Here is a 20,610-nt window from a genome sequence, read left to right on the forward strand (position 1 = left end):
ATTCCTGTATCGCAACTGTCAACCTAAACTTATAAAAAAATCCCGGAGAGCGTATAGCCCTCCAGGATTCGTTTTTCTACCTTATGATTCGCTTCCGACGATCTCTTCTTGCTGGGCTTTTTCGCTTTGCTCGATTTCGATCTGGCGGTAGCGTTGCATGCCAGTTCCTGCTGGAACCAGTTTTCCGATGATGACATTCTCTTTAAGTCCGAGAAGCTCATCGCGTTTTCCTTTGATCGCCGCATCGGTAAGGACGCGAGTCGTTTCTTGGAAGGACGCAGCAGACAAGAACGATTCTGTCTCAAGGGAAGCTTTCGTGATCCCGAGGATGACAGGTCGGCTAGTTGCTGGCATATTGCCGGCAAGCACTGCTTTTTCGTTTGCTTCTGTAAACTGGTGAATATCAAGAAGGGAACCTGGCAGCAAGTCAGTATCTCCAGCTTCAATGACGCGGACTTTACGGAACATTTGACGAACCATAACTTCTACGTGCTTATCGCCGATTTCTACCCCTTGCATGCGGTAAACTTTCTGAACTTCTTTCAATAGATACAATTGAACAGATTGAACTTCTTTCACTTGAAGCAATTGCTTCGGATCGATGGAACCATCTGTCAGCACTTCGCCGCGCTTGATCGTATCATCTACTTGAACTTTCAAACGCGCATTGTAAGGCGCCAAGTATTTGCGTGTTTCCACGTCGCCTTGAATCGTGATTTCCTTCTGGCCTTCACGGATTTCATCAATCTCGGTAATCGTACCGGTGATTTCGGAAATGACTGCTTGGCCTTTCGGGTTTCTGGATTCGAAGATCTCTTGGATACGCGGCAAACCTTGTGTGATATCGTCTCCTGCTACACCGCCTGTGTGGAACGTACGCATCGTAAGCTGTGTACCTGGCTCACCGATGGACTGGGCAGCGATGATACCGACTGCTTCGCCGACTTCCACTTCGTCGCCTGTCGCAAGGTTCGTACCATAACATTTTTTGCAAATGCCGTGTTTCGTATTGCAAGTAAAGGCAGAACGGATCGTCACTTCTTTGATGCCAGCTTCGATTACGAGGCGAGCCAAGTCTTGCGTAATAAGTGCGTCTCTTTCTACAATTACTTCTTTTGTTTCCGGGTGACGGACCGTTTTCTTAGCGTGACGGCCGACAATACGTTCTTCAAGCTCTTCGATGACTTCTGTGCCTTCCATGAGGGCACCAACCAACAAACCACGGTCAGTTCCGCAATCATTTTCGCGCACGATTGCATCTTGTGCAACATCGACCAAACGGCGAGTCAAGTAACCGGAGTCAGCTGTTTTCAGTGCTGTATCGGCAAGACCTTTACGTGCACCGTGAGTCGAGATGAAGTATTCAAGTACCGTCAGACCTTCACGGAAGGAAGATTTGATCGGAAGTTCGATGATGCGGCCGGCCGGGTTGGCCATGAGTCCGCGCATACCCGCAAGCTGCGTGAAGTTGGACGCGTTACCACGCGCTCCGGAATCACTCATCATGTAAATCGGGTTCAGCGTATCAAGGGATGCCATCAGTTTTTCCTGGATGATATCCTTTGCGTTGCTCCAATATGAGATAACGCGTGTGTAGCGCTCTTCTTCCGTAATCAAACCACGGCGGAATTGCTTCATCACTTTATCTACATTGTTTTGGGCTTCAACTAGAATTTCACCTTTGTCAGGCAAGACGACGATATCCGCCACACCAACCGTGATGCCGGCTTGTGTAGAATATTTGAATCCAAGGCTCTTCATGCGGTCAAGCATCCGTGAAGTTTCCGTAATATGGAAACGTTTGAATACTTCTGCAATGATTTCCCCAAGAATTTTCTTCTTGAACGGCGTTACAAGCTCTGATTCTTGGATATGCTTACGAACATCCGTCGTTGTTGGGACGAAGTATTTCGCTGGCGTTTCCACTTGCAGGTTGTAATCGGTAGGTTCATTGATATAAGGGAACGATTTCGGAAGAATTTCATTGAAAATGACTTTCCCGACTGTAGTCAGTAGAAGCATTTTATTTTGTTCTTCCGTAAATGTTGGGTTGCTTACTGATCCAGCTTGAACCGCGATGCGCGTGTGCAAGTGCACATGGCCAGTTTGGTATGCAATCAGCACTTCTTCTGGCCCGGAGAACGTAGCCCCTTCGCCTGTTGCGGCTTTGCGCTCAAGCGTCAAGTAGTAGTTTCCTAAAACCATATCCTGAGAAGGCGTTACGACCGGTTTTCCATCTTTCGGGTTCAAGATGTTCTGTGCTGCAAGCATAAGAAGACGGGCTTCCGCTTGTGCTTCAGATGAAAGCGGTACGTGAACAGCCATTTGGTCACCATCAAAGTCAGCGTTATAAGCTGTACACACTAGCGGGTGAAGGCGAATTGCCTTACCTTCAACAAGTGTCGGCTCAAATGCTTGGATACCGAGTCTGTGAAGCGTCGGTGCACGGTTCAAGAGAACCGGATGCTCCTTGATGACATCTTCAAGTACGTCCCAAACTTCCGAATGGAGACGCTCGATTTTGCGTTTCGCGCTCTTAATGTTATGAGCAAGCCCACGTTCAACCAATTCTTTCATAACGAACGGCTTGAAGAGTTCAATCGCCATGCCTTTAGGCAAGCCACACTGATACATTTTCAAGTTCGGGCCGACGACGATTACAGAACGGCCGGAATAATCGACACGTTTTCCGAGCAAGTTCTGGCGGAAGCGCCCTTGTTTTCCTTTCAACATATGAGAAAGAGATTTCAATGGACGGTTACCAGGCCCTGTAACAGGACGGCCGCGACGGCCATTGTCGATCAACGCATCGACCGCTTCTTGAAGCATGCGTTTTTCGTTCTGGACGATGATGCTTGGTGCACCAAGGTCAAGCAAACGCTTGAGGCGGTTGTTGCGGTTGATGACACGGCGGTAAAGGTCGTTCAAATCAGAAGTCGCAAAACGGCCGCCGTCAAGCTGGACCATCGGACGCAATTCCGGCGGGATAACAGGAAGGACATCCAAGATCATCCAGTCCGGGTTGTTTCCAGAGTTGCGGAAAGACTCAACTACTTCAAGGCGTTTGATCGCACGTGTGCGGCGCTGGCCTTGCGCAGATTTAAGTTCTTCTTTCAACGCATCTGTTTCGCGTTCCAAGTCAATTTCCTGAAGCAAACGTTTGATTGCTTCAGCACCCATTGCTGCTTGGAATTTCTTGCCGAATTTATCGCGGTATGCGCGGTATTCTTTTTCGGAAAGCAATTGCTTTTTCTCGAGCGGCGTATCTGCCGGGTCGATTACTACGTAAGAAGCAAAGTAGATGACTTCTTCCAAAGAACGCGGGGACATATCCAAGATAAGGCCCATGCGGCTTGGGATTCCTTTGAAATACCAAATATGGGAAACCGGTGCTGCAAGCTCGATATGGCCCATGCGCTCACGGCGCACTTTTGAACGGGTTACTTCGACTCCACAGCGGTCACAGACGACGCCTTTATAACGGACGCGTTTGTATTTTCCGCAATGGCATTCCCAGTCTTTTGTAGGACCGAAAATACGTTCACAGAACAAACCGTCTTTTTCGGGCTTTAACGTACGGTAGTTGATTGTTTCTGGTTTCTTGACTTCCCCATAGGACCATGAGCGAATTTTATCGGGTGATGCCAATCCGATTTTCATATACTCAAAATTATTTACATCTATCAAGGAGCCTACCTCCCTTTTGTCTCGAGTTTCTGTACGGCTCTTCCTCGTTTATGGCTAAATCGATAAGTTTCCGCCCGGCGCTGTGCCGGACGGTTTCTTCTATATATACGTTATTCAATCGTGCCTACTGGTGATTCTTCGTCAGCGATTGGCAAGATATTAAGTGAATCTGCAGGTTGAAGATCGTCTTCTTCATCCAAATCGCGCAATTCGATTTCTTCATCATCGATTGTGAGCATTTTGACGTCCATACCCAAACTTTGAAGCTCTTTGATCAATACTTTGAATGATTCCGGAACGCTTGGTTCTGGAACACTTTCACCTTTGACAATTGCTTCATACGTTTTCACACGGCCGACCACGTCATCTGACTTAACTGTCAAGATTTCCTGGAGGGTATGCGCAGCACCGTATGCTTCAAGTGCCCAAACTTCCATCTCCCCGAAACGCTGACCGCCAAATTGCGCTTTACCGCCGAGTGGCTGCTGTGTAACGAGTGAATATGGTCCAGTTGAACGTGCATGGAGTTTATCGTCAACCATGTGTGCCAGTTTGATCATGTACATGATCCCGACAGATACGCGGTTGTCGAATGGCTCACCGGAGCGGCCATCATAAAGGATGGTTTTTCCGTCGCGCGGCATTCCGGCTTCTTCCATCGTTTCCCAAACATCTTCTTCGTTCGCGCCATCAAATACTGATGAAGCCATGTGAAGGCCTAGAGAACGGGAAGCCATACCAAGGTGAAGTTCAAGCACCTGTCCGATATTCATACGGGACGGAACACCAAGCGGGTTCAACATGATATCGATCGGCGTGCCATCCGGCATGAATGGCATGTCTTCTTCTGGCAAGATGCGGGAGATAACACCTTTGTTACCGTGGCGTCCGGCCATTTTGTCGCCGACGGAGATTTTCCGTTTTTGGACAATATAAGCGCGCACCAATTGGTTAACGCCCGGCGGCAATTCGTCGCCGTCTTCGCGGTTGAAGATTTTCACATCAAGCACGATCCCGCCTGCACCGTGAGGCACACGCAAGGAAGTATCACGTACTTCACGCGCTTTTTCACCGAATATCGCATGAAGCAGGCGCTCTTCTGCTGTCAGTTCTGTAACCCCTTTAGGCGTTACTTTACCGACTAGAATGTCGCCATCTTTCACTTCAGCACCGACACGGATAATGCCGCGGTCGTCCAAGTTGCGAAGAGCATCTTCGCCGACGTTTGGAATATCACGCGTGATTTCTTCAGGCCCGAGCTTTGTATCACGGGAATCTGATTCGTATTCTTCGATATGAATCGACGTATAGACATCATCTTTAACGAGGCGCTCACTCATGATGATCGCATCCTCATAGTTAAAGCCGTCCCAAGTCATGAATCCGACAAGCACGTTACGGCCAAGCGCCATTTCACCACGTTCCATCGAAGGTCCATCAGCCAGGATATCGCGTTTTTCTACGCGGTCGCCGACTTTAACGATCGGGCGCTGGTTATAGCTGGTACCTTGGTTTGAACGGATGAACTTCTGCAGGCGGTACGTATCCACATCGCCTTTAACTTCATTGCCTTCTACGTTTTCGATGCGGCGAACACGGATTTCTTTCGCTTCAACGAATTCGACAATTCCGCCATGCTTCGCGATAACGGCAGCGCCTGAATCGCGCGCGGCAAGATGCTCCATGCCAGTTCCGACAAACGGTGCTTCTGGATTCAATAGAGGCACAGCTTGACGCTGCATGTTCGCTCCCATCAACGCACGGTTGGAGTCATCGTTTTCAAGGAACGGAATACAAGCTGTTGCAACGGACACGACTTGTTTCGGGGAAACGTCCATATAATCGATGCTAGAGCGGCTGTAAACAGTGTTCTCACCGCGGAAGCGGGCAACGACTTCTTCTTCGACAAACGATCCGTCTTCATTCAAGCGCGAATTTGCCTGAGCAACGACATAGTTGTCTTCTTCATCGGCTGTTAAATAATCGATCTGGTCGGTGACTTTGTTTGTCTCCGGATCGACACGGCGATAAGGTGTTTCGATGAAACCAAATTTATTCACTTTCGCAAACGTTGAAAGCGTGTTGATCAAGCCGATGTTCGGGCCCTCAGGCGTTTCGATCGGGCACATGCGGCCATAGTGAGAGTAGTGAACGTCACGGACTTCAAAGCCAGCGCGCTCACGCGTCAAACCACCGGGCCCAAGCGCAGAAAGACGGCGTTTGTGCGTCAATTCAGCAAGCGGGTTCGTTTGGTCCATGAACTGGGACAATTGGGAGCTGCCGAAGAACTCTTTAATCGATGCAATAACCGGGCGGATATTGATCAATTGCTGCGGTACGATCGATTGCGTGTCATTAATTGACATACGCTCGCGCACTACACGCTCCATACGGGACAAGCCGATACGAAATTGGTTCTGCAAAAGTTCGCCAACTGAACGCAGACGGCGGTTACCAAGGTGGTCAATATCATCTGTATTGCCGACGCCATGCAGCAAGTTGAAGAAGTAGCTGATAGACGAAATGATATCTGCAGGCGTTACGTTTTTGATCTTGTCTTCGATATATGCATTGCTGATGACGGTGATTTCTTTTTGCTCATCGTCATTCGGCGCATAGATTTTAATGGATTGGAGTGTCACGTCGTCTTCAAGCACGCCCCCAGCTTGGGAAACGGTATGGAAACCGACGCCATTCTCCAAATTAGGGATCAAGCGGTCAAGGACACGGCGGTCAATAACAGTTCCAGCTTCTACTAAAATTTCGCCCGTTTCAGGATCGACAAGTGTTTCTGCAATCGTCTGATTGAACAAGCGATTTTTAATATGAAGCTTTTTGTTCATCTTGTAGCGGCCGACATTCGCCAAATCGTAGCGTTTTGGGTCGAAGAAACGCGAGTATAGTAAGCTCTTAGCGCTTTCTACTGTCGGCGGCTCTCCAGGGCGTAGTCGCTCATAAATTTCAAGAAGCGCTTTTTCCGTATTTTCGGTATTGTCTTTTTCCAATGTGTTCTGCAAGTATTCGTTATCGCCGAGCAATTCAATGATTTCCTGATCGGAACCAAAGCCTAGTGCACGCAAAAGAACCGTTACAGGCAATTTGCGCGTGCGGTCGATGCGTACGTATACGACATCTTTTGCATCGGTTTCATATTCAAGCCATGCGCCACGGTTTGGAATGACAGTAGCGCCAAAACCACGTTTGCCGTTTTTATCTGTCTTGTCGTGGAAATAAACACTCGGTGAGCGTACTAATTGCGAAACGATAACGCGCTCTGCGCCGTTGATGACGAAAGTACCAGTTTCTGTCATCAATGGGAAATCACCCATGAAGACGTCCTGTTCTTTCACTTCATCCGTTTCTTTGTTGTGAAGGCGCACTTTTACGCGGAGTGGCGCTGCGTAAGTAACGTCCCGTTCTTTCGATTCATCAACCGGGTACTTAGGATCCGCTAGGCTGTAGTCGACAAATTCCAAGGAAAGGTTTCCTGTGAAATCTTCGATTGGTGAAATGTCGCGGAACATTTCACGAAGCCCCTCTTCTAAGAACCATTCGTAAGAAGACGATTGGATCTCGATCAGATTCGGGAGATCTAGAACTTCACTAATTCTCGAAAAACTTCTGCGTTGACGATGCTGACCGTACTGAACTAGTTGACCTGTCAACTTATTCACCCCTCAATAAAACGATTATAGGACTTTGCGATATCTGTAAAATAGTGTATGATATCGAAAAGACAAAAAGAAAACGAGACCAGATATGAGCTCATTTTCGGTTTACACATGTTAGAACTGGCCGCCATGCTCTGCCCGAAAAAGGGCAAACGACCTCAAAATAATATTTTTTGCATTTTATTATAATATCACAGGCGTTTTGTCAAGTCAAACTTTTCTGGCCTCGAAAATAAAGTAACCTTTCTTCCTATCAGCGACGCGGACGTCGCCGAACAACTCCTGCAATTTCTCCTGAGTCGAAGGGGCTCCCTGCTTTTTCTGGATGACTACCCATAATGATCCGGAAGCTGCGAGTTTCTCGTACGCTTCCTCATAAAACCGAAAAATCGTTTCTTTTCCCGCACGGATCGGCGGGTTGGTTAAAATGGCGGCGAACCCTCGCTGTTCAACACCTGACAAGCCGTCACTTTCATAGACTGAAACATTTTCAACACCGTTTAATGCGGTGTTTTTTTGTGCGAGCTCAAGGGCCCTGGCATTGATGTCCACCATGTGCACATGTCTTTGTGGCAATGCTTTGGCGATAGCCATTCCGATCGGTCCATACCCGCAGCCAACATCAAGGATCGGCCCTTCTATAGCTGGTTCATCAAACGCCTCGATCAATAGCCGTGAACCGAAGTCGACTTCATTTTTGCTGAAAACGCCTGAGTCCGTTTGAAACCGGAACGCCTCGCCCCGCAATGTGTAGGTCCACTCTTGGGGTTTGCTTTTAGTTTGGGGGGTTTTGGAATAATAATGTTGGGACATACGGAGCCCTCCTTCCTTCATACAATCTCAAGTGCTTCCCGGATTGGATTTAAAAAGAAGAAAAAGCCCGTCGGTAAACACTGACGAGCTTTCTTTCTTATTGTGAAATTGTCTTACTTGAATTCTACAGAAGCGCCAACTTCTTCAAGTTTAGCTTTGATTTCTTCAGCTTCTTCTTTAGTAGCGCCTTCTTTAAGAGCTTTAGGAGCTTCGTCAACAAGACCTTTCGCTTCTTTCAAGCCTAGGCCTGTCACTTCGCGAACAACTTTGATGACTTTGATTTTTTGGTCGCCAGCAGAGTTAAGGATTACGTCGAATTCAGTTTGCTCTGCTTCAGCAGCGCCACCAGCAGCAGCTGCAGCAACTGGAGCAGCAGCAGTTACGCCGAACTCGTCTTCGATTGCTTTTACTAGGTCGTTAAGTTGAAGAACTGTCATTTCTTTGATTGCGTCTAGAATTTGTTCTTGTGTCATTATAATTTCCTCCTATGATAGGTAATTTTTTGGTGGTGCTCAGGATGCTAAGAGATTAAGCGCCCTGTTCTTCTTTTTGGTCTGCAACTGCTTTTGTTGTAGCAGCGAAGTTGCGGACTGGAGCCTGTAGTACGCTGAGTAGCATAGACAATAGGCCATCGCGTGATGGAAGTTCAGCAAGAGCTTTCATTTCATCTGCAGATGCAACATTGCCTTCGATGATACCGGCTTTGATTTCTAGTGCTTCGTTGTCTTTTGCGAAGTTGTTGATGATTCGCGCAGGAGCAACGACGTCTTCGTTCGAGAATGCGATAGCGTTCGGTCCTGTGAAGTGTTCGTTGATCGCTTCAAGGCCGTGAACTTCTGTCGCGCGGCGAGTCATGGAGTTTTTGTAAACTTTAAACTCGATGCCTTCCTCACGAAGCTGTTTACGAAGTTCTGTAAGTTGGGCAACGTTCAAACCGCGGTAGTCAACAACAACAACAGATGCTGCAGCGTCGAACTTGTCAGCGATTGTTTGCACAACAACTTTTTTCGTTTCAATTGCTTTGCTCATGTGGGCACCTCCTATAGATTTGTCATTCATACCGTCCGTCCATAAGAAAAGCCCCTGGTCCAGTACAGACACAGAGGCATAAAATCAGCATCAATTAAGATGGAATCTGAATTCATCATGTCCTCGGCAGGGATTCATTAAGCGGCAAGCCGCCCCTACTGTCTGCGGTACAAATGGTTATTTCACAACTTCGCCAGTATAGCGAAGTTGTGAAAGAATGTCAATATTTTATTTAACTGCTACTTTTGCAGGGTCTACTTTGACAGCAGGTCCCATAGTAGTCGTTACGTTTAGTGATTTCATATACGTTCCTTTAGCAGCAGATGGCTTAGCTTTCAGGATCACGTCATAGATTGCTTGCAAGTTCTCAGCAAGTTTGTCGTCTTCGAAAGACACTTTGCCGATTGGCGCGTGAATGATACCTGATTTTTCTGCACGGTATTCCACTTTACCAGCTTTGATTTCCTGAACAGCTTTCGCTACATCGAATGTAACAGTTCCTGTTTTCGGGTTCGGCATCAAGCCTTTTGGTCCAAGAACGCGTCCAAGTTTACCAACTTCGCCCATCATGTCCGGAGTAGCGACGATAACGTCGAATTCGAACCAGCCTTGTTGGATTTTTTGGATGTACTCAGCATCGCCAACGTAGTCAGCGCCTGCTTCTTGAGCTTCTTTTAGTTTGTCGCCTTTAGCGAAAACCAAAACGCTTTGGGTTTTACCAGTACCGTTTGGAAGCACGACTGCCCCACGGATTTGCTGGTCGTTTTTACGCGTGTCGATTCCTAGGCGGAAAGCGACTTCTACAGTAGCGTCGAAGTTGACTGTGCTTGCTTTTTTCGCAAGTTCAATCGCTTCTTTTGCTTCGTAGAGCTTAGAACGGTCGATCAGTTTTGCTGCTTCTTGCAGCTTTTTGCCTGTTTTAGCCATTTTAAACGTCCTCCTTGTTGTGGTCTAACGGATTGAACCTCCCACGATTAAGGGCTGCGCTGTTCGCGTTGAACTGCGCAACCCATCCAAAAACAACTTCTTGAAATTAGTCTTCGATTGTAATGCCCATGCTGCGAGCAGTACCTTCAACCATCAACATTGCAGCTTCAACTGAAGCGGCATTTAGATCTGGCATTTTAGTTTCTGCGATTTCGCGAACTTGGTCGCGTTTCACAGTCGCTACTTTATTGCGGTTCGGTTCGCCTGAACCTGATTCAATACCTGCTGCTTTCTTCAATAGAACTGCAGCTGGCGGAGTTTTCGTAATGAAAGTAAATGAACGGTCTTCAAATACCGAAATCTCAACCGGAATAATAAGTCCTGCTTGTTCAGCAGTACGCGCGTTAAATTCTTTACAGAAGCCCATGATGTTGACGCCTGCTTGACCTAGTGCTGGTCCTACTGGCGGCGCTGGGTTAGCTTTTGCTGCAGGAATCTGCAATTTTACGACTTTAACTACTTTTTTAGCCACGAAACACACCTCCTTAAGTCCGTGATGTGGTAATAGGGTTGCCCCTCCCACTCATATCTGTCCGTCAACTTGATTTTCGTTGATAGAATTAATTGGTTTGTACAGATGCTGCTCTTTGGCAGTCTGACCTATGAAATGATACCACCATTGCAAAAAAATAGCAAGGGGCGTTGTTATACTTTTTGGACCTGCTCGAAATCGAGCTCCATTTTCGTTTCGCGCCCGAAGATGTCGATCGATACTTTGACTTTGCCTTTCGTATCGTCGATTTCTTCGACTTTCCCCTGGAAGTTGGCGAATGGCCCTTCCATGACTTCGACTGTATCCGCGACTGCAAAATCGATATCCACTTTGCGTTCGGTCATGCCCATTTGCTTGAGGATGAAATCGACTTCCTCTTCTAGAAGAGGTGTCGGTTTTGCTCCTCCGCCTGATGAACCGATAAATCCGGTCACACCCGGCGTATTGCGGACGACATACCACGACTCATCCGTCATGACCAATTCGACTAGCACGTAACCCGGGAAGGTTTTGCGCATGACTGTGCGTTTTTTGCCGTCTTTGAAATCTGTTTCCTGTTCTTCAGGGATGATGACGCGGAAGATCAAATCTTCCATTCCCATTGTTTCTACGCGTTTTTCCAGGTTTGCTTTCACCTTGTTTTCGTAACCGGAATACGTATGGACTACATACCAATTTTTCTCCATATTCGAGCGGACTAAGCGTCCATCCCTCCTTTTTTACAAATGAAAAAACCCGTTCCATGGAATGACGGGCTATTTTTCGTTATTCTTATGACTGTGTTACAGTGCCAGGAACCAACGGAATACTTCCGATATGCCAGTGTCGATCAATGCGAAGAAAAGAGCCATGAAGATGACCGTTGACAGGACGACGATTGTATAACGCGTCAATTCCTTGCGTTTTGGCCAGCTGACTTTTCTCATTTCCGAAACGACATTTTTAAAGAAATCGCCAATGTTACCCATTATCGTAAAAACCTCCGAATTTCAAAATCACTCTATATCGTCCGGCATTCAAAGCAATATTATTTCGTTTGTTTATGCACGGTATGCTCGTTGCAATGAGCACAGAATTTTTTGAGTTCCAAACGTATGCTTGAATCCGCTTTCGCAGGTACCGCATAATTGCGGGAAGCACATTTCGAGCAGCTCAACACGATTTTTTTAGCCATTATTCTCACCTTGCTCTATTTTACAGCTTTTTCAAGAGTATCATCATAAAAACTTGCTGTCAATAGTACTTACGAGGACCGGCTTTCACTCGCCTGCAGATGCCGCTCAAGTTTCCGCTTGACCCGCTGCAAGGCATTGTCGATTGATTTTACATGCCGTTCCAGCTTTTCAGAGATTTCCTGATAAGACTGCCCATCGAGATATAGCGTCAGCACTTCGCGTTCCAGCTCACTTAGCACTTCATCCATTTTGCCTTCCATGTAACGGAATTCTTCGTTATGGATCATCAGTTCTTCCGGGTCGTCCGCGCCGCTTCCGGCGAGCACATCCATCAATGTGCGGTCCGACTCTTCATCGTAAATTGGCTTGTCGAGAGAGACATAGGAATTTAGCGGGATATGCTTTTGGCGGGTGGCTGTCTTGATCGCCGTGATGATCTGGCGGACGATGCACAGTTCCGCAAATGCGCGGAATGAAGACAGCTTGTCACGCCTGAAGTCACGGATCGCTTTATACAAACCGATCATTCCTTCTTGGATGATGTCTTCTTTATCTGCGCCAATGAGAAAATAGGAACGGGCTTTCATCCGCACAAACGGACGGAACTTGGTGATGAGAAAATCCAAGGCTTCCGTGTTGCCGCTATGGACCAGACCGACAAGTTCTTCATCTGCCAATTCAGTAAAGTTACGGTTGCGAACTTGCTCAAAATTTTCCACGGGTGATCCCTCCGATTGGGTGAGCCTCGATATTTCCAGTATACAGGAAGAAAAATTTGAGCGTCAACAGTTCATTTGAGGCCTCGTCGCCATTTTTCGAAAATTTCTGCCACTTCTCCTTCGAGCGGAATCTTGGAAATGGAGCGTTGCTCTTGGATCTCCCGCACTTTCTTCGCAATGCGCTTGTCGATTTCTTCCATCTCAATTTCCAGTTCACGCGCAGAGATGCGCAACGCCCCTTTAGCGAAAATCACCCATTGTTCGGTGGAATCGGATGTCGCGACGTAAATTTGATCGCGCCGGGTATTCAAGCTGATCGCCAGCTTTTCAATCCGCTCATCGGCCGTCTCACTGGAACGGGTGAAGATCACTTCCACGTCGCTGTGCAGGTTCTTTGCTTCGATGCCCGGCACCAGGTGGGCATCGAACACAATGATGACGCGCCATCCTTTAAACCCTTGATACTCAGCCATTCGCTCGATTAACCGATCGCGCGCGTCCGCCAAGCGTTCTTTCTTCAGCGCTTGCAGTTCTGCCCAATCGCCAATGATGTTATAGCCATCCACCAGCAGGATATTCATGGCATCACCCGAGTGGATGGCGCTTGCGATAGACCTCATACATCAATAGGCTCGCCGCCACCGAAGCATTCAATGAAGTGACATGACCGACCATCGGCAATTGATAAAGAAAGTCGCATTTGTCGCGCAAGATGCGGCTCATGCCTTTTCCTTCACTGCCGATGATGACAGCAAGTGGCAGCGTGGCATCCATGCGCCGGTAGTCGACCGATTCTTTAGCATCGGTGCCCGCGATCCACACGCCGCGTTTCTTCAATTCATCGACCGTCTGCGACAAATTATTGACGCGCACAACCGGTACGTGTTCAATCGCCCCGGTCGATGATTTCGCGACGACGCCAGTCAAGCCGACTGCTCGGCGCTGCGGGATAATCAAGCCGTGAGCACCGACCGCATCCGCTGTCCGCATGATCGATCCGAGATTATGCGGGTCTTCCAGTTCGTCCAGGATGAGGAAGAACGGATCTTCCTGCTTGTCCTGGGCTTTCGCAAACAATTCTTCCAGATCCGCATAGCGATAGGCTGCGACTGCTGCGGCAATTCCTTGATGATTCGTGTCGGTCAGCCCATCAACTTTCTTTTTCGGCACGAACTGTACCAGTACTTTCTGCTCTTTTGCCAATTGCAGAAGTTCTGCAATGCCTTTTTTCTGGACGCCTTCTGCGATCCAGATTTTATTGATGTCGCGCTTGGCGCGCAGCGCTTCTAGCACCGGATTTTTGCCTCCGATGATTTCTGGCGTTTCCTCTGTCATTTGACCACTCCTCTCGGCTCTTCGGCAATGCTGATGGCATAATTGATCAATTCATCCAGCCGCTCCTGCTCTTCTTTTAAATACAACCAGCCGAGCACCGCTTCAAAAGCAGTGCTGAAATTATAGGTCTGGACATCGGTATTTTTTGGCACCGAACCCGATTTCGCATTGCGTCCGCGGCGCATGATGGCCAGCTCCGTTTCAGTCAAGACCCCTTCATCTACAAAGCGCTTCAAGATGAGTGCCTGGGACTTTGCCGAGACGAATGCCGTCGATGACCGGTGAAGGATGTTTGGCTTGACGCGGCCTGCGTGGAGTAAATGTGCACGCACCGCTGTTTCGTAAACGGCATCTCCCATATAAGCGAGCGCCAAGGCATTTAATTGATCAACGTCTTGTTTTCTCAATACCATGCCGATTAGCCTCTCTTCCAGCGTGTACCTTGTGCCGTGTCTTCCAAAATGATGTTTTGTTCTTTTAATTGGTCGCGGATTTCATCCGATCTTGCGAAATTACGGTTCTTGCGTGCTTCGATGCGCTCTTCCAATAACGCTTCGACCTCTGCATCCAAAAGCTCCGACTGTGCAAACGGCAAGCCAAGAACTCCCGCCAGCTCATCAAACACATCAACGAAGGTTTGAAGGACCGGTTCAGCCGTCTGTTTTTCGAGCAAGTAGGTATTCGCCAGTTTCGACAGGTCGAACAACTTCGAGATGGCATTCGCCGTGTTGAAGTCATCGTCCATCGTTTCGATGAATTCCTTTTTGATCGCTTCGATTTTCGACAGCCAAATATCATTATGGTCGCCAAGGCCAGCCGAATTCTCCAAGCGGTGTTTGACGTTGCCATAAGCCGTACGGATCCGCTCCATCCCTGCTTGTGCGTCTTCTACCAATCCTTTCGAATAATTGATCGGATGGCGGTAATGAACCGACAGCATAAAGAGGCGCAGCACTTGCGGGTCGAGTTCTTTTAAAATGTCATTGACGAGCACGAAGTTATTCAATGACTTGGACATTTTTTCATTTTCAATATTAATATACCCGTTATGCATCCAATAACGCGCAAACGGCTTGCCCGTATAAGCTTCTGATTGGGCAATTTCATTTTCGTGGTGCGGGAACGTCAAATCCTGCCCGCCGGCATGGATGTCGATCGTGTCGCCGAGGTGTTCTCTTGCCATCACCGAGCATTCGATATGCCAGCCCGGGCGTCCCTTGCCCCATGGGCTTTCCCAAGAAATTTCGCCAGGTTTTGCCGCTTTCCATAAGACGAAATCCAAGGCATCCTGCTTTTTATCTCCCGCTTCGATACGGGCGCCAATCTTCAATTCATCTACTGATTGATGGGACAATTTCCCATATCCGTCGAATTTACGCGTATGGTAATAAACGTCGCCTTGTGATTCATAAGCATAGCCTTTTTCGATGAGCGCTTCGATAAAATCAACGATTTGCGGCATATGTCCTGTGACGCGAGGGTGAACATCCGCTTCTGCGCAGCCGAGCGCTTTCGTATTGTCGAAATATGCATTGATAAAGCGTTCGGCAATTTCCGGCACTTCCTCGCCAAGTTCATTTGCCGCTTTGATCAATTTATCGTCGACATCCGTGAAATTCGATACGTATTTCACGTCGTACCCGCGGTATTCCAAGTATCGGCGCACGGTGTCATACACGATGACCGGGCGGGCGTTTCCGATATGGATGTAATTGTAAACAGTCGGCCCGCACACATACATTTTCACTTTGCCTTCTTCAAGCGGCACAAATGCTTCTTTTTGGCGCGTCAATGAATTAAAAATCTGGATACTCATAATAACTTCCCTTCTTCCTGCCGCTTATTGTTTTCCCGCTTTAATTGTTCCACTTCACGCTGCAAGGCGGTGATCTTCATTTCCATGCCATCACATTTATCCATTACGGGATCGGGCATATTCTGGTGATTCAAATCCGGTTTTTTCACTTTGACACCGTCCTGGATGACGACTTTTCCCGGAATGCCGACGACCGTCGAATTCGGGGGCACGTCTTTCAAGACAACAGAACCCGCTCCGACTTTGGAGTTTTCGCCGACCGTAATCGAGCCGAGCACTTTGGCGCCTGTGGCGACCAGCACGTTATCTGCGAGTGTCGGATGGCGCTTCCCGCGCTCTTTGCCGGTCCCGCCAAGCGTCACGCCTTGATAGAGCGTCACATCATTGCCGATTTCACACGTCTCCCCGACGACGACACCCATGCCGTGGTCGATAAACAAACGCCGGCCGATGACGGCGCCAGGGTGGATTTCAATTCCTGTGAAAAAGCGGCTGATTTGGGAAATCGCCCGCGCGACGAAAAATAATTTCTTCTTGAAGAAGAAATGCGCCAAACGATGGGCCCAGATGGCATGCAGTCCGGCATACGTCAGCACCACTTCAAAATAACTGCGGGCAGCAGGGTCTTGTTCAAAAATAACATCGATATCTTCTTTCAATAATTTCCACATTGGGCTTTCTCCTTTCTGTTCCAATATAAAAAGCGCCCCTGTCAATTGCTTGACAGAGACGCTTTCCCGCGCGGTTCCACTCTGATTAAAAGGACATGTCCTTTTCTCTCGAAGCCTTTAACGCAGGCAAACGTCTGGTCTACTCGTTTCGACTCAGCACTCGGGGAGGCATTTCAGGAACACAGTGGCACAGGTCACTTACAGCCGGTGATGACCCTCTCTTTGGAGCATGCTTTCCTTACTTCTTCCCGTCAACGTTTTGATAATTGGTAAATTCATTGTACACGCTTATGCGCATAAGTCAAAACTTTATGCCCCTGCGTATTGGCCGACGCGCGCAATCGCTTTGTCCTTGCCAAGAAGCGCAATCGCATCCGGCAATTCCGGCCCGTGCGTTTGGCCTGTCGTCACGACACGGATCGGCATAAAGAGGTTTTTCCCTTTATGGCCAGTCGCTTTTTGCACCGCTTTGATCGCGGATTTGATTTCAGCCGGCTCGAATGCATCAAGTGACGCCAATTGCTCTTTGAAAGCAGCCATGACTTCCGGTACCTGCTCGCCGCTCAAGACTTCTTTTTCGGCTTCGCCGTACTGAAGATCATCCGTAAAGAACAGCTCGGACAATTCGACGATTTCTGCGCCGAAGCTCAATTGGTCATGGTACAACGCGATCAATTTCTCAGCCCACTGTGTTTGCTCAACAGATAGTTCCTCCGGCAGCTTGCCCGCTTTTTGAAGATGCGGCAACGCCAGCCCGACGACTTCTTCAAGCGACATTTGCTTGATGTATTGGTTGTTCATCCACGTCAATTTTTGCTTATCGAACATCGATGGCGATTTCGACAAACGCTCGGTGTCGAAAATGCGGATCAATTCTTCTTTCGAGAAGATCTCCTCTTCGCCTTCCGGGGACCAGCCGAGCAGTGCAAAGAAGTTGAACAGCGCTTCCGGAATATAGCCGAGATCTTTGTACTGGGAAATGAACTGGATGATCGACTCATCGCGCTTCGACAGCTTCTTGCGGTCTTCGTTGACGATCAAGGTCATATGCCCATAGGTCGGATGCTCCCAACCGAACGAATCGTAGACCATTTGCTGTTTCGGCGTGTTCGACAAATGCTCTTCGCCGCGGAACACGTGGGTGATCTTCATCAAATGGTCATCGATGACCACCGCGAAGTTATATGTCGGAATGCCGTTTGTCTTCACCACAACCCAGTCGCCGACATCTTTTGATTCGAATGAAATATCGCCGCGCACCATATCATCGAATTTATACGTGATATCCGCCGGCACTTTCATGCGCAGGGAATACGTCTCGCCGGCCGCTTCTTTGTCAGCGACTTCTTCGGCTGTCAAGTTGCGGCAAGTGCCGCTGTACTGAGGTGCCGCAACGCCAGAGGCACGTTGGGCTTCGCGTTCTTTCTCAAGCGTATCCGGCGTACAGAAACATTTATAGATATCGCCTTTTGCCAATAGCTCATCGGCGTATTCTTTGTAAATATCCAAGCGCTCCATCTGGCGATACGGTCCGTATTCCCCGCCCACGTCAATCGACTCGTCGTGCTCGATGCCGAGCCATTTCAAGTTGTCGATCTGGGACATGACGCCCGTTTCGATATTGCGGGCAGTATCCGTGTCTTCGATGCGAATAATAAATTTGCCATCCATATGGCGAGCATACAAATAATTAAATAGCGCTGTGCGGGCTCCCCCGATATGTAAGTGTCCAGTCGGGCTCGGTGCATAGCGTACGCGTACTTCTTGTGTCATTTGGTTTCCTCCTATAGTTGCCTTAATCCTTTAGTTAGTTTATCACTCCGGGACGTCCAGCGAAAGCGGGCGTTGGTTGAGTAGAATCACCGCGAGCGCCGCAATTCCTTCTTCCCGGCCGGTAAAGCCGAGATGTTCGGACGTCGTCGCTTTGACGTTTACTTGTGAAATATCCGCTTCCAACAACTCCGCAATCGACTCGCGCATTTGCTCGATGTATGGGGCAAGCTTCGGTTTTTGAGCAATGACCGTACAATCGACATTGCCGAGTTCATAGCCCTGCTCTTTGACATATTCCCAAATATGCGTCAGCAATTTCTTGGAATCGGCATCTTTAAATTCCGGATCGGTGTCTGGAAAATGCTTGCCGATATCTCCCCCGCCGATCGCGCCGAGTGCTGCGTCCGTGATCGTATGCAATAACACATCCGCGTCCGAATGGCCGAGAAGCCCCCGGTCGTGTTCGATTTCAACGCCGCCTAAAATAAACGGGCGCCCTTCTGCCAATTGATGCACGTCGTACCCTTGTCCAATTCGTATCATCATTATTCCTCCTGTAATCGACTCGCAAGAATCGCTTTTCCGTAAATCAAATCATCCGGTGTCGTCATCTTGACGTTCTCATACGTGCTTTCGACAATCTGCACCGGGTGTCCCATCCGCTCCACAAGCATCGCCTCGTCCGTTCCGAGGAACCCGTCGGCTTTAGCCCGTTGCGCCGCTTCCATCAACAGTTCATAGCGGAAGGCCTGAGGCGTCTGGATCATCCACAGCTCCGCGCGATTTACCGTTTCCGTAATGACGCTTTCGCGAACTTTCTTGATCGTGTCTTTTACCGGCACCCCAGCAATCGCGGCACCCGATTCATTTGCCTGCTCCACCAATTCGCGAATGACGCTGGGGCTGATGAACGGCCGCGCAGCATCATGCACAAGCACGACTCCACACTGCCCGGCCATCTCAAGGCCCGCACGCACGCTATCCTGGCGTTCAGCACCGCCTGTCGCATAGCCTTTGACTTTCTTGATTCTATACCGCTCGACATACTCTTCAATCAACTCGCGCTCATCTTCTTTGACCGCAAGCCACATGCCTTCGCAATCCGGGTCTCGGTCAAACACTTCCAATGTATAAATGAAGATCGGTTTGCCGGAGAGCTCAAGCAATAATTTATTTCGATCGGCTTTCATTCGTTTCCCACTGCCGGCAGCAGGCAATACGACTGTATATTTCATGACAGACATCCTTTATTTTTTTGATCCATTTTTCTTCACTGCCAGTCCCTTAGGCTTGGCAAAAATCATCCGCCCTGCAGAAGTCTGCAATACGCTCGTCACCACGACGTCAATCGCTTCGCCAATATGGCCTTTTCCTTCTTCAATGACAATCATCGTACCATCGTCCAAATACGCAACCCCTTGATTTTGCTCTTTGCCGTCTTTAATGACGACCACATGCATTTCCTCACCCGGTATAACGACCGGCTTCACCGCATTGGCAAGGTCATTGATATTCAATACCGGCACATTATGGAGCTCACATACTTTATTCAAATTAAAATCATTCGTCACAACTTTGCCGCCCATCTTCTGGGCTGCGCGCATGAGCTTCATATCGACTTCAGCCGCATCGCCGAAATCCTCTTCCGTGATCATGATCGCCCCGACGCGCTCCGTCTGCAGGCGCTTCAAAATATCAAGCCCCCGTCTGCCGCGTGTGCGCTTCAAGGTGTCGGACGAATCCGCAATATGCTGAAGCTCTGCAATGACAAATTGCGGCACGACAAAGATTCCTTCAATAAATCCAGTCTCTGAAATATCCGCAATCCGCCCATCGATGATAACGCTCGTATCGAGCAATTTATACCCCGATTTTTCAACCGGTTCGTCTTCTGGCTTTTTGCCGCTTGCCAGTTTGGCAGGCGCGAGCATCCCCGTCAATTCATCGCGTTTTTGGAAGCCGACCTGGAATCCCAAATAACCGAGAACAACGGAAAGAATGATCGGTGCAACTGTCGCAATTAACGGCACATCAATGGTGTTCAAGGCAAAGCCAACCAAAAAGGCAACCACCAAGCCAATAATCAAACCGATTGTGCCGAACAATAGATCCGCCGTCGGTGCGTGGAGCAGTTTGCCCTCCATCCATTTCATGAAATGGACAATCGAATCGACGAACAATAAGGACAATACATAAAAAATCGCAGCACCGATAATGGCAGCGACATACGGGTTGTTGATCCATGGATTATTAGAAATAGAAATAAGTTCAAAAGCATATGGCAAAAACAAAATACCAACCGTAGCGCCTACTAATAGAAATAATAGCTGAATAATTTTTCGAAGCATCTATTCCACCTCCTCCTCTTGATATTATACACGTTTTAATTATGAAACTCTCTGCATAGCCTTGCCCCGGCAGCAATAGAAAAAAAGAGGCAT

20 protein-coding genes and 2 other annotated features are annotated in these 20,610 nt (G+C 48.4%); all 20 genes read right to left on the minus strand.

What is annotated here, in order from left to right; translation table 11 throughout:
* Nucleotides 1-81: 81 nt before the first annotated feature.
* The gene (gene rpoC / locus AB9R92_RS00560; RefSeq protein ID WP_370667620.1) at nt 82-3,687 is read right to left on the minus strand and encodes a DNA-directed RNA polymerase subunit beta'; all 3,606 of its coding nucleotides are present in this window, start codon (nt 3,685-3,687) and stop codon (nt 82-84) included.
* Between the two features lie 110 nt (nt 3,688-3,797).
* Nucleotides 3,798-7,352: a DNA-directed RNA polymerase subunit beta gene (rpoB, locus tag AB9R92_RS00565; protein WP_058382179.1), complete on the minus strand. Its 3,555-nt coding sequence runs from the start codon at nt 7,350-7,352 to the stop codon at nt 3,798-3,800.
* Between the two features lie 216 nt (nt 7,353-7,568).
* Nucleotides 7,569-8,171 (minus strand): class I SAM-dependent methyltransferase, encoded by a 603-nt coding sequence (locus AB9R92_RS00570; protein ID WP_370667621.1) that lies wholly within the window; start codon nt 8,169-8,171, stop codon nt 7,569-7,571.
* 113 nt (nt 8,172-8,284) lie between these two features.
* Complete coding sequence (rplL, locus tag AB9R92_RS00575) at nt 8,285-8,644, minus strand: 50S ribosomal protein L7/L12 (RefSeq protein WP_370667622.1); 360 nt, start codon at nt 8,642-8,644, stop codon at nt 8,285-8,287.
* 55 nt (nt 8,645-8,699) lie between these two features.
* Nucleotides 8,700-9,200 (minus strand): 50S ribosomal protein L10, encoded by a 501-nt coding sequence (gene rplJ / locus AB9R92_RS00580; protein WP_068871323.1) that lies wholly within the window; start codon nt 9,198-9,200, stop codon nt 8,700-8,702.
* Nucleotides 9,201-9,235: 35 nt separating this feature from the next.
* Nucleotides 9,236-9,386: a sequence feature (ribosomal protein L10 leader region), on the minus strand.
* Between the two features lie 42 nt (nt 9,387-9,428).
* The gene (gene rplA, locus AB9R92_RS00585) at nt 9,429-10,127 is read right to left on the minus strand and encodes a 50S ribosomal protein L1 (protein WP_370667623.1); all 699 of its coding nucleotides are present in this window, start codon (nt 10,125-10,127) and stop codon (nt 9,429-9,431) included.
* Nucleotides 10,128-10,233: 106 nt separating this feature from the next.
* The gene (gene rplK / locus AB9R92_RS00590) at nt 10,234-10,659 is read right to left on the minus strand and encodes a 50S ribosomal protein L11 (RefSeq protein WP_058382184.1); all 426 of its coding nucleotides are present in this window, start codon (nt 10,657-10,659) and stop codon (nt 10,234-10,236) included.
* 173 nt (nt 10,660-10,832) lie between these two features.
* A complete protein-coding gene (gene nusG / locus AB9R92_RS00595) occupies nt 10,833-11,366 on the minus strand; it encodes a transcription termination/antitermination protein NusG (RefSeq protein ID WP_058382185.1) in 534 nt (177 codons plus the stop codon).
* A gap of 96 nt (nt 11,367-11,462) precedes the next feature.
* Nucleotides 11,463-11,648, minus strand: coding sequence for a preprotein translocase subunit SecE (gene secE / locus AB9R92_RS00600; protein ID WP_370667624.1), 186 nt, complete (start codon nt 11,646-11,648; stop codon nt 11,463-11,465).
* Between the two features lie 59 nt (nt 11,649-11,707).
* A complete protein-coding gene (gene rpmG / locus AB9R92_RS00605; RefSeq protein ID WP_370667625.1) occupies nt 11,708-11,854 on the minus strand; it encodes a 50S ribosomal protein L33 in 147 nt (48 codons plus the stop codon).
* 69 nt (nt 11,855-11,923) lie between these two features.
* Nucleotides 11,924-12,574: an RNA polymerase sporulation sigma factor SigH gene (gene sigH / locus AB9R92_RS00610; protein ID WP_370667626.1), complete on the minus strand. Its 651-nt coding sequence runs from the start codon at nt 12,572-12,574 to the stop codon at nt 11,924-11,926.
* A gap of 71 nt (nt 12,575-12,645) precedes the next feature.
* A complete protein-coding gene (locus tag AB9R92_RS00615; protein ID WP_370667640.1) occupies nt 12,646-13,155 on the minus strand; it encodes an NYN domain-containing protein in 510 nt (169 codons plus the stop codon).
* A 4-nt stretch (nt 13,156-13,159) separates the two neighbouring features.
* Nucleotides 13,160-13,909 carry a 23S rRNA (guanosine(2251)-2'-O)-methyltransferase RlmB gene (rlmB, locus tag AB9R92_RS00620; protein ID WP_370667627.1) on the minus strand — a complete coding sequence of 250 codons (750 nt, stop codon included), beginning with the start codon at nt 13,907-13,909 and terminating at the stop codon, nt 13,160-13,162.
* Nucleotides 13,906-14,322, minus strand: a complete 417-nt coding sequence (locus AB9R92_RS00625) for a Mini-ribonuclease 3 (RefSeq protein WP_370667628.1) — start codon at nt 14,320-14,322, stop codon at nt 13,906-13,908. Before AB9R92_RS00625 ends, rlmB begins: the two co-directional genes overlap by 4 nt.
* Before the next feature lie 5 nt (nt 14,323-14,327).
* Nucleotides 14,328-15,725 carry a cysteine--tRNA ligase gene (gene cysS / locus AB9R92_RS00630; RefSeq protein WP_370667629.1) on the minus strand — a complete coding sequence of 466 codons (1,398 nt, stop codon included), beginning with the start codon at nt 15,723-15,725 and terminating at the stop codon, nt 14,328-14,330.
* Complete coding sequence (gene cysE, locus AB9R92_RS00635) at nt 15,722-16,396, minus strand: serine O-acetyltransferase (protein ID WP_370667630.1); 675 nt, start codon at nt 16,394-16,396, stop codon at nt 15,722-15,724. Before cysE ends, cysS begins: the two co-directional genes overlap by 4 nt.
* Before the next feature lie 51 nt (nt 16,397-16,447).
* Nucleotides 16,448-16,660 (minus strand) — a binding site (T-box leader).
* A 45-nt stretch (nt 16,661-16,705) separates the two neighbouring features.
* A complete protein-coding gene (gltX, locus tag AB9R92_RS00640) occupies nt 16,706-18,169 on the minus strand; it encodes a glutamate--tRNA ligase (protein ID WP_370667631.1) in 1,464 nt (487 codons plus the stop codon).
* 42 nt (nt 18,170-18,211) lie between these two features.
* Complete coding sequence (gene ispF / locus AB9R92_RS00645) at nt 18,212-18,712, minus strand: 2-C-methyl-D-erythritol 2,4-cyclodiphosphate synthase (protein ID WP_068871302.1); 501 nt, start codon at nt 18,710-18,712, stop codon at nt 18,212-18,214.
* 2 nt (nt 18,713-18,714) lie between these two features.
* Nucleotides 18,715-19,404 (minus strand): 2-C-methyl-D-erythritol 4-phosphate cytidylyltransferase, encoded by a 690-nt coding sequence (ispD, locus tag AB9R92_RS00650; protein ID WP_370667632.1) that lies wholly within the window; start codon nt 19,402-19,404, stop codon nt 18,715-18,717.
* A 12-nt stretch (nt 19,405-19,416) separates the two neighbouring features.
* On the minus strand, nt 19,417-20,517 hold the full coding sequence (locus tag AB9R92_RS00655) for a PIN/TRAM domain-containing protein (protein ID WP_370667633.1): 1,101 nt from the start codon (nt 20,515-20,517) through the stop codon (nt 19,417-19,419).
* Nucleotides 20,518-20,610 lie beyond the last annotated feature (93 nt).

Origin of the sequence: Planococcus sp. SSTMD024, from assembly GCF_041320495.1 — a bacterium.
GTDB lineage: Bacteria > Bacillota > Bacilli > Bacillales_A > Planococcaceae > Planococcus.